The sequence below is a fragment of the Aeromicrobium flavum genome (assembly GCF_007992115.1).
Taxonomy (GTDB): Bacteria; Actinomycetota; Actinomycetes; order Propionibacteriales; family Nocardioidaceae; genus Aeromicrobium; species Aeromicrobium flavum.
The window spans coordinates 121,625-133,854 of record NZ_BJZQ01000001.1 but is presented as its reverse complement, the minus strand read 5'-3'; the positions used below and the strand labels follow the sequence as shown (position 1 = coordinate 133,854).

General features: G+C 71.8%; 12 protein-coding genes. 4 read left to right on the top strand and 8 right to left on the bottom strand.

The annotated features are described in order from the left end of the window. Nucleotide 1 precedes the first annotated feature (1 nt). Nucleotides 2–676 carry a hypothetical protein gene (locus tag AFL01nite_RS00685; RefSeq protein ID WP_146825170.1) on the top strand — a complete coding sequence of 225 codons (675 nt, stop codon included), beginning with the start codon at nucleotides 2–4 and terminating at the stop codon, nucleotides 674–676. A 3-nt stretch (nucleotides 677–679) separates the two neighbouring features. Here the strand turns inward: AFL01nite_RS00685 and AFL01nite_RS00680 are convergent, their stop codons facing one another. Both AFL01nite_RS00680 and priA read right to left on the bottom strand, forming a co-directional pair. Continuing rightward, complete coding sequence (locus tag AFL01nite_RS00680; protein ID WP_146825169.1) at nucleotides 680–1,195, bottom strand: DUF1707 domain-containing protein; 516 nt, start codon at nucleotides 1,193–1,195, stop codon at nucleotides 680–682. A gap of 2 nt (nucleotides 1,196–1,197) precedes the next feature. After that, nucleotides 1,198–1,920: a bifunctional 1-(5-phosphoribosyl)-5-((5-phosphoribosylamino)methylideneamino)imidazole-4-carboxamide isomerase/phosphoribosylanthranilate isomerase PriA gene (gene priA, locus AFL01nite_RS00675; protein WP_146825168.1), complete on the bottom strand. Its 723-nt coding sequence runs from the start codon at nucleotides 1,918–1,920 to the stop codon at nucleotides 1,198–1,200. A gap of 41 nt (nucleotides 1,921–1,961) precedes the next feature. Between priA and AFL01nite_RS00670 the strand changes: the two genes are divergently transcribed. Then, a complete protein-coding gene (locus AFL01nite_RS00670; protein ID WP_146825167.1) occupies nucleotides 1,962–2,618 on the top strand; it encodes a YitT family protein in 657 nt (218 codons plus the stop codon). A 6-nt stretch (nucleotides 2,619–2,624) separates the two neighbouring features. Here the strand turns inward: AFL01nite_RS00670 and hisH are convergent, their stop codons facing one another. The 4 genes from hisH to hisD all read right to left on the bottom strand — a co-directional run bounded on the left by hisH (nucleotide 2,625) and on the right by hisD (nucleotide 6,345). Next, the gene (gene hisH / locus AFL01nite_RS00665) at nucleotides 2,625–3,269 is read right to left on the bottom strand and encodes an imidazole glycerol phosphate synthase subunit HisH (RefSeq protein WP_146825166.1); all 645 of its coding nucleotides are present in this window, start codon (nucleotides 3,267–3,269) and stop codon (nucleotides 2,625–2,627) included. Nucleotides 3,270–3,291: 22 nt separating this feature from the next. Further along, nucleotides 3,292–3,891 carry an imidazoleglycerol-phosphate dehydratase HisB gene (gene hisB / locus AFL01nite_RS00660; protein ID WP_146825165.1) on the bottom strand — a complete coding sequence of 200 codons (600 nt, stop codon included), beginning with the start codon at nucleotides 3,889–3,891 and terminating at the stop codon, nucleotides 3,292–3,294. Between the two features lie 79 nt (nucleotides 3,892–3,970). Continuing rightward, nucleotides 3,971–5,050: a histidinol-phosphate transaminase gene (locus tag AFL01nite_RS00655; RefSeq protein WP_246119532.1), complete on the bottom strand. Its 1,080-nt coding sequence runs from the start codon at nucleotides 5,048–5,050 to the stop codon at nucleotides 3,971–3,973. Continuing rightward, nucleotides 5,047–6,345, bottom strand: coding sequence for a histidinol dehydrogenase (gene hisD / locus AFL01nite_RS15420; protein ID WP_146825163.1), 1,299 nt, complete (start codon nucleotides 6,343–6,345; stop codon nucleotides 5,047–5,049). The genes AFL01nite_RS00655 and hisD overlap by 4 nt, the downstream gene beginning before the upstream one ends. 39 nt (nucleotides 6,346–6,384) lie before the next feature. On the opposite strand from hisD, the gene AFL01nite_RS00645 reads away from it, so the two are divergent. Further along, nucleotides 6,385–7,572 carry a benzoate/H(+) symporter BenE family transporter gene (locus AFL01nite_RS00645; RefSeq protein WP_146825162.1) on the top strand — a complete coding sequence of 396 codons (1,188 nt, stop codon included), beginning with the start codon at nucleotides 6,385–6,387 and terminating at the stop codon, nucleotides 7,570–7,572. 10 nt (nucleotides 7,573–7,582) lie between these two features. Then, nucleotides 7,583–8,071 carry a Cys-tRNA(Pro) deacylase gene (gene ybaK, locus AFL01nite_RS00640; RefSeq protein WP_146825161.1) on the top strand — a complete coding sequence of 163 codons (489 nt, stop codon included), beginning with the start codon at nucleotides 7,583–7,585 and terminating at the stop codon, nucleotides 8,069–8,071. Here ybaK and AFL01nite_RS00635 read toward each other — a convergent pair. Together AFL01nite_RS00635 and dnaE are read right to left on the bottom strand one after the other, a co-directional pair. Continuing rightward, complete coding sequence (locus AFL01nite_RS00635; RefSeq protein WP_146825160.1) at nucleotides 8,049–8,573, bottom strand: hypothetical protein; 525 nt, start codon at nucleotides 8,571–8,573, stop codon at nucleotides 8,049–8,051. The genes ybaK and AFL01nite_RS00635 overlap by 23 nt on opposite strands. Beyond that, nucleotides 8,570–12,109 (bottom strand): DNA polymerase III subunit alpha, encoded by a 3,540-nt coding sequence (dnaE, locus tag AFL01nite_RS00630; RefSeq protein WP_146825159.1) that lies wholly within the window; start codon nucleotides 12,107–12,109, stop codon nucleotides 8,570–8,572. Before dnaE ends, AFL01nite_RS00635 begins: the two co-directional genes overlap by 4 nt. Nucleotides 12,110–12,230: the final 121 nt, after the last annotated feature.

Sequence of the window (12,230 nt, the reverse complement as noted above, 5' to 3'; positions counted from 1 at the left end):
CATGAGCGTAGTCCGTGCGTCCGTCGTCCGATCGAGCCGCCTCTGGGTGGTCGCGGCGTCGGCGGCGCTGGTCCTGGCGGCCTGCTCGGACTCCCCCGACGACGAGCCCACGCCCGCCGCCGACACCCCCTCGGTGACGACGTCGTCGACCCCCTCGGAGACGCCCACCACCCCGACCCCCACCACCGAGCCGCCCGCCGCCCTGCCGGCGCTCGACGAGCTGCTCGTCTCACCGGGCCGGGTCGGGCCCGTGTCCGTCGGCATGACGAAGCAGCAGGCGCTCGACACCGGACTGTTCGAGGCCGACGTCGAGGTGCCCGGTGAGGACTGTGGACGGGTCCTGCCGCTGGGCTGGAAGGCCGACTACGCGTCGTCGCTCGACGTGCTGACCAAGGACGACGGCACGGTCGTGTCGCTCGGCATCCGCGGCGAGCAGCCGCGCACCTCCGACGGCCTCGGCGTCGGCAGCACCCTGCGCGAGGTGTCCGGGGTGCACGAGACCGCCGAGCTCGTCGAGGCCGGCTACGGCCAGACCGGCGTGTTCGTCACCGACGGCGAGCGTTGGCTGGGCTACCTGTTCGACGCCGACCCCGAGTCGATCGGACCGAAGGACGCCGTCAGCCTCGTCGAGGTCACGCAGGGCACCAGGCCCGACCTCATGCGCGACGGCTGCTGAGGCTCACTCCTCGCCGGGCGGGTCCTCGTGCCGGCGCAGGCGGCGCTCGATCTTGCGCTCGTGGTGCTCGATGCGATCGTCCTTGTTGACGACCTGCATGAGCCACCCGATCCCCACCCCGAGGATCGGGAAGATCGGCCAGAAGAAGTACGGCGACCCGTCGGCGATGGCGGTCGCGCCCCAGACACCCGTCGTCAGCGTGCCGATCGCCAGCACCCCGTTGCGGGCGTCGCGCGTCTCCCGCCGGTACCGGCGCAGCGCCTCTTCACGCACCGACCGCGTGGCGGGCACCGGCGGCTCGAGGTCCCGGAGCAACGGCACGAACTCGCCCAGGAGCGTCGCAGCGAGCGCGGCGTTCGATCGCTGGTCGAACTCGACCCGGTCGAGCCGGCCGTCGGCGTACGCCTCGCGCAGCGCCTCGATCGCGGTCTCGCGGTCGAGGTCGCCCGCCCGGATCCCGGCCACCTCGGCCCGTCGCGGATCGGCGCTGAAGCCGTCCCACCGCACGAGGCCCGTCATGTCTACTCCGCGACCGCGGCCAGCGCCTCGGGCAGCGTGAACGCACCGGCGTAGAGCGCCTTGCCGACGATCGCGCCCTCGACGCCGATGCCGGTCAGCGAGGCGATCGCGCGCAGGTCGTCGAGGCTGGAGACGCCTCCGGAGGCGACGACCGGCCGGTCGGTCTGCTCGCACACCTGGCGCAGCAGGTCGAGGTTCGGGCCGGTGAGCGTGCCGTCCTTCGTGACGTCGGTGACGACGTAGCGCGCGCAGCCGTCGGCGTCGAGGCGGGCCAGGGTCTCGAACAGGTCGCCGCCCTCCTTCACCCACCCGCGGGCCGCGAGCGTGCGTCCGCGGACGTCGAGGCCCACCGCGACGCGGTCGCCGTAGCGCGCGATCGCCGAGCGGCACCAGTCCGGGTCCTCGATGGCCGCGGTGCCCAGGTTGACCCGGCGGCAGCCGGTGGCCATGGCGGCGTCGAGCGACTCGTCGTCGCGGATGCCGCCGGAGAGCTCGACCTTGACGTCCAGCCGGCCGATCACCTCGGCGAGCAGCTCACGGTTGCTGCCCTTGCCGAAGGCCGCGTCGAGGTCCACCAGGTGGATCCACTCCGCCCCGTCGGCCTGCCACTGCAGGGCCGCGTCGAGCGGGGATCCGTAGGACGTCTCACTGCCGAGCTCGCCCTGGACCAGGCGCACGGCCTGTCCCTCGGCGACGTCGACGGCGGGGAGGAGTTCGAGAGTCACCCCGCGATCGTATCGACCACGCTCCGTAGAGTGGGCAGGCCATGAACGACACCCCCACGCCGCACGCCTCCCACGATCTCGACGATGCGACCGAGCCCACCGCCGTCGCCCTCCCCCACACCGCCGCCGAGGACGTCCTCGGCGTGCTCACCGGGACGTGGCTGGCCTCGCTGGGCCTGCACCTGCTGCACGAGGCGCATGCCGTCACGGGCGGCACGGCGGGACTGTCGCTGCTGGTCACGTACGCCGCGTCGCTGCCGCTGTCGCTCATCCTGATCGTGGTGAACCTGCCGTTCTTCGCCCTCGCGCTGTGGAAGAAGGGCTGGTCGTTCACGGTCCGGTCGGCGATCGCCGTGGCGCTGCTGTCGGCCTTCACGGCCCTGCACGCCGAGATGATCCCGTCGCCGGACCTCGCACCCGTCTACGGCGTCGCCACCGGCAACCTGCTCGCCGGCGTCGGCATCCTCATCCTGTTCCGCCACGGCTCGAGCCTGGGCGGCTTCAGCGTCCTGGCCCTGATCGCGCAGGAGCAGGCCGGGCTGCGCGCCGGCTACGTGCAGATGGGGCTGGACGTCGTCGTCGTGCTCGCGGCGCTGCTCGTCGTGCCGTGGGACAACGTCCTGCTCTCCGCGCTGGGCGCGGTGATCCTCAACCTCGTGCTGGCGTTCAACCACCGGCCGGAGCGATACCGCGCCTGAACCCCGTCAGAGCGTGGCGATCCAGTTCTCGAGCAGCCGGCGCCCGGCGTCGCCGGACTTCTCGGGGTGGAACTGGGTCGCCCACAGCGGGCCGTGCTCGACGGCCGCGACGAAGCGGTCGCCCCCGTACTGCGTCCAGGTGACGCCCGGCGGCGTGAAGGCCGTGCCCTCGGCGTCGACGAGCCACTCGCGCACCCCGTAGGAGTGGACGAAGTAGAAGCGCTCGGACTCGATCCCGGCGAACATCCCCGAGTCGGCGGGCGCCTCGACGGTGTCCCAGCCCATGTGCGGCACGATCGGCGCCTGCAGCTTCTCGACGGTGCCGGGCCACTCGCCGCAGCCCCTGCTGCGCACGCCGTGCTCGATGCCCTCGGCGAACAGGATCTGCATGCCCACGCAGATGCCCAGGACGGGCCGGTGGGCGATGAGGCGCCGCTCGATGATGCGCTCGCCGTCGACCTCGCGCAGGCCGCGCATGCAGGCCTCGAACGCGCCGACGCCGGGCACGAGCAGTCCGTCGGCGTGCTCGGCCACCCGGGCATCGGACGTCAGGACGACCTCGACCCCGCGGGACCCCCCGGCACGCTCGACGGCGCGCACGGCCGACCGCAGGTTGCCCGATCCGTAGTCGAGGACGGCGACGGTCGTCATGCGCGGGCTCCGGTCACACGGGTCACAACGCGCCCTTGGTCGAGGGGATTCCCGTCTCGCGGGGGTCCGGCTCGACGGCGGCGCGCAGGGCGCGCGCGAGCGCCTTGAACTGGCACTCGGCGATGTGGTGCGGGTCGCGCCCGGCGATCAGGTTCATGTGCATCGTGATGCCGGCGTGGTGCGCGATGGACTCGAAGACGTGCGACGTCAGCGACCCGATGTACGAGCCGCCGATGATCGCGGTGATCTGACGCTCGGGCTCGCCGGTGTGCACGAAGTACGGCCGGCCGGAGACGTCGACGACGCACTGCGCGATCGCCTCGTCGAGCGGCACCATGGCGTTGCCGTAGCGCCGGATGCCCGCCTTGTCGCCGAGCGCCTCGCGGATTGCCTCGCCGATGCAGATCGCGGTGTCCTCGACGGTGTGGTGCGCGTCGATGTGGAGGTCGCCCTCGGAGCGGACCGTGAGGTCGATGAGCGAGTGCCGGCTCAGCGCGGTGAGCATGTGGTCGTAGAAACCCACGCCCGTGCTGATCTCGTGGCGGCCGGTGCCGTCCAGGTCGAGCTCGACGACGACGTGCGACTCGGAGGTCTTCCGCTCGATCCGTGCGGTCCTGCTCATCGTGCCACCGCCCAGGACGAGGCACAGTAGGACGTCGGCACGATTCGTCGTGCTGGATCGTTCGCTCGCTGGCGCTCACTCATCGGGGGTCCACCTCCATCAGTGCGGCGCGAAAGGCCTGCATCTCCTCCGGGGTGCCGATCGACACCCGGAGCCAACCGTCGGGTCCCACCTCGCGGATGAGGACCCCTCGATCGACCAAACCCTCCCACACGGCGTGACGATCGGCGAAATGCCCGAACAGGACGAAGTTCGCGTCGGACGCGGCCACGTCGTACCCGCGGCCGGCCAGCCACTCGGCCGTCTCGTCGCGGGTCGTGCGCAGGGCGTCGACCTGCGCGAGCAGCTCGTCCGTGTGGCGCAGCGCGCCGAGCGCCGTGGCCTGCGTGACCGACGACAGGTGGTACGGCAGTCGCACGATGCGCAGGGCGTCGACGATCGCGGCGTCGGCGGCGAGGTAGCCCAGTCGTCCACCGGCCAGCGCGAACGCCTTGCTCATGGTGCGGGTGACGACGAGCCGGCGCTGGTCGGCCAGCAGCTCGAGCGCGGTCGGCGTGCCCGCGCGACGGAACTCGGCGTACGCCTCGTCCACCACGACGATGCCGGGCGCCGCGTCGAGCACGGCGCGCAGCTCCTCGGGTGCCAGCGCCGTGCCCGTCGGGTTGTTCGGCGAGGTGAGGAAGACCACGTCGGGCTGCTCGGCCTCGATCAGCGCCACCGCGGCCGGGACGTCGATCGAGAAGTCGTCGCTGCGACGTCCCGCGACCCAGCGCGTGTGGGTGTTGCGGGCGTACTCGGGATACATCGAGTAGGTCGGCGCGAACGACAGGACCGTGCGCCCGGGACCCCCGAACGCCTGCAGCAGCTGCTGCATGACCTCGTTCGACCCGTTGGCCGCCCACACCTGCGCCGAGGTCAGGCCGTGGCCGAGGTAGCCGGCGAGCGCCTCGCGCAGCGCCCAGGCCTCGCGGTCGGGGTACCGGTTGAGCTCGAGCGCGGCCGCCTGCACCGCGGCGGCGATGTCGGCCGCCGCCTCGGCGCTCGGGCCGTACGGGTTCTCGTTCGTGTTCAGGCGGACCGGGACGTCGATCTGCGGGGCACCGTACGGCTCGTCCTCGCGCAGCTCGTCACGGATCGGCACCCACGCCGGCACGCTCACTGCGCGCGTCCCAGCCGGGCGGTGACCGCGGCACCGTGCGACGGCAGGTCCTCGGCCTCGGCCAGCGTGACGACCCGGTCGCCGACGTCGCGCAGCGCGGCCTCGGAGTACGTGACGACGTGCATGTTCTTGAGGAATGCGCGCACGGAGAGGCCCGACGAGTGGCAGGCGCATCCCGCCGTGGGCAGCACGTGGTTCGAGCCGGCCGCGTAGTCGCCGAGCGAGACGGGCGCGAACGACCCGACGAAGACGGCACCGGCGTTGACGATGCGCGCCGCGACGCCGGCGGCGTCGGCCGTCTGGATCTCGAGGTGCTCGGCGGCGTACGCGTTGGCGACGTCGACGCCCTGGTCGACGTCGCGGACCAGCACGGTCGCCGACTGCTGCCCGGCCAGCGCGGTGCGGATGCGCTCCTCGTGACGGGCCAGGGGCACCTGGCGCTCCAGCTCGGCGTCGACGGCGGCGGCCAGCTCGAGCGAGTCGGTGACCAGGACGGCGGCGGCCAGCGGGTCGTGCTCGGCCTGGCTGATGAGGTCGGCGGCGACGAACTCCGCATCGGCCGTCGCGTCGGCGACGATCGCGATCTCGGTGGGGCCGGCCTCAGCGTCGATCGCCACGACGCCCTGCAGGTGGCGCTTCGCGGCGGCGACGAAGATGTTGCCCGGTCCGGTGACGAGGTTGACGGCCTCGTTCTCCTCGGTGCCGTACGCCAGCATCGCCAGGGCCTGGGCGCCGCCGGCGGCATAGACCTCGTCGATGCCCAGGCGCGCGCACGCGGCGAGGATCGTGGGGTGCGGCAGCCCGCCGAACTCGGGCTGCGGCGGGCTGGCCAGCGCGATGCCGGGCACGCCGGCGACCTGCGCGGGCACCGCGTTCATGATGACCGTGCTGACCAGCGGCGCGAGCCCGCCGGGCACGTACAGGCCGACGCGCTGCATCGGGACGATCCGTCGCTCGACGGTGGCGCCGGGCGCCACGTCGACCGTGACGGAGCGCTCCAGCTCGGCCTCGCAGGTGAGGCGCAGCCGCACGATGGACTCGTCGATGGCGTCCAGCACTGCGGGATCGACCTCGACGAGGGCCTTCTCGAGGGCTTCGGCCGGGACCCGGAGTCGCTCGGGGCGCACGCCGTCGAACCGCTCGCCGGCGTCCAGCACGGCCGCCGCGCCCCGGTCGCGCACGTCGTCGCAGATCGGGACGACCGCCGCGAGCGCATGCTCGACGTCGACCTCCGCGCGGGGCACCGCGTCGCGGTATCCGTCGGTCTGGTCACGCAGGTCGAGTCGTCGTAGCACCCCTGAAGTCTAGGTCGCCCGATGGCCTAGCCTCACAGCGTGTCCCACTCCCCCACGACCCACGACCGGCTCGCGCCCGTCACGGCCGGGGTGGTCACCGCTCTGGTGGGCTTCACCTCGTCGTTCGCCGTCGTGCTCGCGGGGCTGCGCGCCGTGGGCGCCACGGAGTCGCAGGCCGCCAGCGGACTGTTCGCCGTGACCGTCGGGTTCGGCCTGCTGATCATCGCGCTCGCCCTGGCACACCGGGTGCCGGTGACCCTCGCGTGGTCCACGCCCGGCGCCGCCCTGCTGGTCTCGACCGGCGGCGTCGAGGGCGGCTGGCCGGCGGCGGTGGGCGCGTTCGTCGTCACCGGGCTGCTGCTGGCGCTGATCGGCGCCGTCCCGTGGCTGGGCGCCTGGGTCGCCCGGATCCCCGCGGAGATCGCGCAGGCCATGCTGGCGGGCATCCTGCTGCCGCTGTGCCTGGCCCCGTTCGTGGCCCTGGCCGACTCCCCCGGCTACGTCGCGCCCGTGATCGCCGCCTGGCTGGTGACCAGCCGGGTGCGGCCGCGCTGGGCGGTGCCGGTGGCGCTCCTGGCGGCCGTCGCCGCGATCGTCGTGTCGGTACGGCGGTCGGGTGACAGCGTCGACACCGCCGCACTCGTCCCCGCCCTGGAGTGGACGACGCCGGCGTGGACGTGGCCGGCGGTCGTGGGCATCGCGATCCCCCTGACGGTCGTCACGATGGCGTCGCAGAACCTGCCCGGCGCGGCGGTGCTGCGCAGCTTCGGGTTCGCCGTGCCGTGGCGCTCCTCCGTGGTGGCCACGGGCCTGGGCACCGCCCTCGTCGCCCCGTTCGGCGGGCACTCGATGAACCTCGCGGCGCTGTCGGCCGCCCTGGCCGCCGGGGACGAGGCCGGCCCCCGCGAGCGGCGCTGGATCGCCGCCGTCACCGCCGGTGTCGGGTACCTCGTCATCGCCGGAGCCGCGGGCGTGGTGGTCGCGCTCGCCGCGGCGGCCCCCGCCGGGATCATCGAGGCCGTCGCCGGGCTGGCCCTGATCGGAGCGCTGGTCGGCGCGCTGCAGGGAGCGCTGTCCGCTCCGGCCCATCGCACCAGCGCGGGCGTGACGTTCCTGTTCGCCGCCTCGGGGATCACGCTGCTGTCGGTGGGAGCCGCCTTCTGGGCCCTGCTGCTGGGGCTGGCCGTCCGCGCCGTGTTGGAGCGCGCGGACCCCGAGGAGCGGTAGCCTCACCGACGTGGCGAAGAAGAACCTCGGCGAGGCGACGCCGGCACTCGTAGCGCTGCACCGCGCCGGCATCGACGTGACGGCCCATGCGTACGACCACGACCCCCACACCCGCTCCTACGGACTCGAGGCGGCCGACGCCCTCGACCTGGAGCACGCCCGGGTCTTCAAGACCCTCATGATCGACGTCGACGGGACGCTGGCCGTGGCCGTCGTGCCCGTCTCGGGCAGCCTCGACCTCAAGCGGGCCGCCGCGGCGTTGGACGGCAAGCGCGCCCAGCTGGCCGACGCGGCCGCCGCCCAGCGGGCCACCGGCTACGTCCTGGGCGGGATCAGCCCGTTCGGGCAGAAGCGCCAGCATCGCACCGTCGTCGACGCCAGTGCCCTGACGCACTCCACGGTGTTCGTGTCGGGCGGCCGGCGCGGCCTGGACCTCGAGGTGGCTCCGGCCGACCTGATCGCCCAGACCCGGGCGGTCACCGCCCGGATCGCTCGCTGAGCTCGTCGGTCGACGCGGCGTCGGCCTCGTCGCGCTCGTCGACCCCGTCCGACCCGAGGTAGAGCGCCAGCGTGTAGCCCAGGACCGCGGTGAGCGGCCACACCAGGAACGGCACGACCGCGTCGACGGCGAGCATGGCCGGGACGGTGTCGCCCACCTCCAGGCCGGTGGCCTCCTGGGGCGCCGGCGGGCCGAGCCAGACGCCGAGCCGCCAGCACACCAGCGACGCCGCGACCGTGGCCGCGACCAGTCCGACGACCGTCGACCAGCGCGAGGGGCGCGTCGCGCGCTGGACGAGGGCACCGGCCACCAGGCCCAGCGCCAGTCCGACGAGGGTGAACACCGCGACGACCTGGAAGCGGCCCTGGGCGTTGCCCTCGGTGAGCACGAGCCCGCTCTCGGTGGCCAGCCACTGGGACGGCCGCGCGAACGCCCACCACACGAACGCCGCCGGGACGCCCGAGGCCGCGGTCGCCAGGAAGGCCCACGCCGTGCGGGTCACGCGAGGCATCCCGGACCGAGCAGTTCCTTGAGGTCGGCGAACAGCGACGACGTCGTCGAGACGCGAAGTCCTTGGTCGAGCCGCATGGTCGTGGTCTTGCCGTTGCCCGAGAGCCGCAGGTGCACCTCGGTGACGCCCGGATGGGCGCCCAGCACCTGCTTGAACGCGTTGATCGTGTCGAGGGTGCAGCGCGAGGTGGCCAGGCTGACGACCAGCGGCTGGTCCGTGCGCCCTTCCCCGATCGCCGGCCGAGTGACCTCGTTGGCCGAGAGGTCCATGCCCTCGTCGTTGCGCCGTACCCGCACCTTGGCCACGACCAGCGAGTCCTGCGTCAGGACCGACGCGGCGAGGTTGTACGCCGCCGGGAAGACCGCGATGTCGACCGATCCCTCGAGGTCCTCGAGCGTGATCGTGGCCCACGTGTCGCCCTTCTTGCTCATCCGGCGCTGCACGTTCGTGACCAGGCCGCACAGCTTCAGGACGTCGCCGTCGGGGCGGTCGCCGTCGAGCAGCGTGCCGATCGAGGCGTCGGAGTTGGCCGCGAGCACGTGCTCGAGACCGCCGAGGGGGTGGTCGGAGACGTACAGGCCGAGCATGTCGCGCTCGAAGGCGAGCTTCTGGGTCTTCTCCCAGTCGGCGATGTCGGGCACCGTGATGCCGAGCCCGTCGAACTCCTCCTCGAACGCGCCGAACAGCGAGTCCTGGCCGATCGCCGCGTTGCGCTTGATGTCGATGTACTGGTCGACGGCCTCCTCGGCGATGGAGGCCAGCGCCCGCCGGCCGTGGCCGAGCGAGTCGAACGCGCCGGCCTTGATCAGCGAGTCCAGGACGCGCTTGTTGCAGACCTGCGTGGGCACCTTGTCGAGGAAGTCGGCGAAGTCGGTGAACGCGCTCTTCGTCTCGCGCGCCTCGACGATCCCGGCGACGACGTTGGAGCCGACGTTGCGCACCGCGGTGAGGCCGAAGCGGATGTCGGTGCCGACCGAGGCGAAGTTGGCCACCGAGTCGTTGACGTCCGGCGGCAGCACCTTGATGCCCAGACGGCGGCACTCGGCCAGGTAGAGGGCCGACTTGTCCTTGTCGTCCTTGACCGAGGTGAGCAGCGCCGCCATGTACTCGGCGGGGTACCGCGCCTTGAGGTAGGCCGTCCAGTAGCTGATGACGCCGTAGGACGCCGAGTGCGCCTTGTTGAAGGCGTAGTCGGCGAAGGGGACGAGGATCTCCCACAGCGTCTTGACGGCGTCCTTGGAGAAGCCGCGCTCGACCATGCCCGCCTCGAAGCCGACGAACTCCTGCTGGAGCACCTCGCGCTTCTTCTTGCCCATCGCGCGGCGCAGGTTGTCGGCCTGCCCCAGCGAGTAGCCCGCCAGCACCTGGGCGATCTCCATGACCTGCTCCTGGTACACGATCAACCCGTAGGTCGTGCCCAGGATCGGCTTGAGCGGCTCGGTGAGCTCAGGATGGATGTAGTCGATCTCCTGGCGGCCGTTCTTGCGCTTGGCGTAGTTCGTGTGGCTGTCGGCGCCCATCGGGCCGGGCCGGTACAGCGCGATGACGGCGCTGATGTCCTCGAAGTTGTCCGGCTGCATCTGCTTGAGCAGCTGCCGGATCGGCGGCGAGTCGAGCTGGAACACCCCCAGGGTGTCGCCACGGCACAGCAGCGCGTAGGCCTCGGGGTCGTCGAACGTGAGGTCCTCGAGCACCAGGTCGATGTCGCGGTTGGCCTTGATGTTCTCGATCGCGTCGTTGAGGACCGTGAGGTTGCGCAGGCCCAGGAAGTCCATCTTGACCAGGCCGAGCGACTCGCACATCGGGTAGTCGAACTGGGTGATGACCGAGCCGTCGGCCTCGCGCTTCATGATCGGGACGATGTCGAGCAGCGGGTCGCTGCTCATGATCACGCCGGCGGCGTGCACGCCCCAGTTGCGGATCTGGCCCTCGAGGCCGAGCGCGATGTCGTAGACCTTGCGCACGTCGTGGTCCTGGGCGTGCAGGTCGCGGAAGTCCTTGCCGTCGTTGTAGCGGCTGTGGGACTCGTCGAAGATCTCGCCCAGCTTGACGCCCTTGCCCATGACGTCGGCGGGCATCGCCTTGGTGATCTTGTCGCCCATCGCGAACGGGTAGTCCAGGATCCGGCTGGCGTCCTTGATCGCGGCCTTGGACTTGAGCCGGCCGAACGTGGCGATCTGGGCGACCTTGTCGGCGCCGTACTTGCGCGTGACGTACTGGATCACCTCGCCACGACGACGCTCGTCGAAGTCGATGTCGAAGTCGGGCATCGAGGGGCGCTCGGGGTTGAGGAAGCGCTCGAAGATCAGGCCGTTCTGCAGCGGGCACAGGTCGGTGATGCGCAACGCGTACGCCGCGATCGAGCCGGCGCCCGAGCCACGCCCGGGGCCGACCCGGATGCCGTTGTCCTTGGACCAGTTGATGAAGTCGGCGACCACGAGGTAGTAGCCGCAGTACCCCTTCTGCGCGATGACCTCGAGCTCCATCTCGGTGCGGTCGCGCACGTCGTCGCCGAAGTCGGCGCCGTAGCGGGCCTCGATCCCCCGCCAGACCTCCTGGCGGAACCAGGACTCCTCGGTCTCGCCCTCGGGGATGTCGGCCCGGGCCATGTATCCGCCGGTGGACTCGGTGAACTCGACGTCGCAGCGCTCGGCGATGAGCAGCGTGTTGTCACACGCCTCCTTCATGCCGTGCTTGTCCTCCCACAGCGAGCGCATCTCGGCGGCGGACTTGATGTAGTACCCGCCCCCGTCGAAGCGCAGGCGCTTCTCGTCGCTGATGCGCTTGCCCGAGGCGACGCAGATCAGCGCGTCGTGCGCCGCCGCGTCCTGCGGGTGGGTGTAGTGCGAGTCGTTGGTGGCCACCGGCGGGATGCCCAGCTCGCGACCGAGCTTCAACAGGTCGTCGCGGACCCGGCGCTCGACCGTGATGTCGTGGTCCATCAACTCGAGGAAGAAGTTCTCCTTGCCGAAGATCTCCTGCAGCTCGGCGGCCTCGCGGCGCGCGTCCTCGTACTGGCCCAGGCGCAGCCGGGTCTGGACCGCACCCGAGGGGCAGCCGGTGGTGGCGATCAGGCCGGTGGAGTACTGCTCCAGCAGCTCGCGATCGGCGCGCGGCTTGTAGTAGTAGCCCTCGAGGCTCGACAGCGACGACAGCCGGAAGAGGTTGTGCATGCCCTCGGTGGTGGACGCCCACATCGTCATGTGGGTGTAGGCGCCACCGCCGGCCACGTCGTCGCCGCCCTCCTCGGCGGCGTTGCCGCGACCCCAGCGCACCCGCTTCTTCTCGCTGCGGTGCGTGCCCGGCGTGAGGTACGCCTCGAGACCGATGATCGGCTTGACCCCGTGCTTCTTGGCGGTGTTCCAGAAGTCGTAGGCGCCGTGCACGTTGCCGTGGTCGGTCATGGCGATCGCCGGCATCTGCTGCTCGGCCGTGCGTTCGAACAGGCCGCCCAGCAGGGAGTGTCCGTCGAGCATCGAGTACTCCGTGTGGACGTGCAGGTGCACGAAGCTCGAATCACTCGCCATGGTCGCCGTCGGCCTCCGCTACGTCGTCAATCCCGGTCCGGGGAGAGGTGTTCGGGCCGCCTGGGGAGCCGGGCGGCCGAGGGATCGGGGAAGGACTCCAGCCTACGTGAGCGCTCCGTGA

Coding starts and splice junctions, on each gene's coding strand:
- AFL01nite_RS00685 (WP_146825170.1), top strand. CDS start 2: ATGAGCGTAGTCCGTGCGTCCGTCGTCCGATCGAGCCGCCTCTGGGTG.
- hisH (WP_146825166.1), bottom strand. CDS start 3,269: ATGACGACCGTCGCCGTCCTCGACTACGGATCGGGCAACCTGCGGTCG.
- hisB (WP_146825165.1), bottom strand. CDS start 3,891: ATGAGCAGGACCGCACGGATCGAGCGGAAGACCTCCGAGTCGCACGTC.
- dnaE (WP_146825159.1), bottom strand. CDS start 12,109: ATGGCGAGTGATTCGAGCTTCGTGCACCTGCACGTCCACACGGAGTAC.
- AFL01nite_RS00680 (WP_146825169.1), bottom strand. CDS start 1,195: ATGACGGGCCTCGTGCGGTGGGACGGCTTCAGCGCCGATCCGCGACGG.
- AFL01nite_RS00670 (WP_146825167.1), top strand. CDS start 1,962: ATGAACGACACCCCCACGCCGCACGCCTCCCACGATCTCGACGATGCG.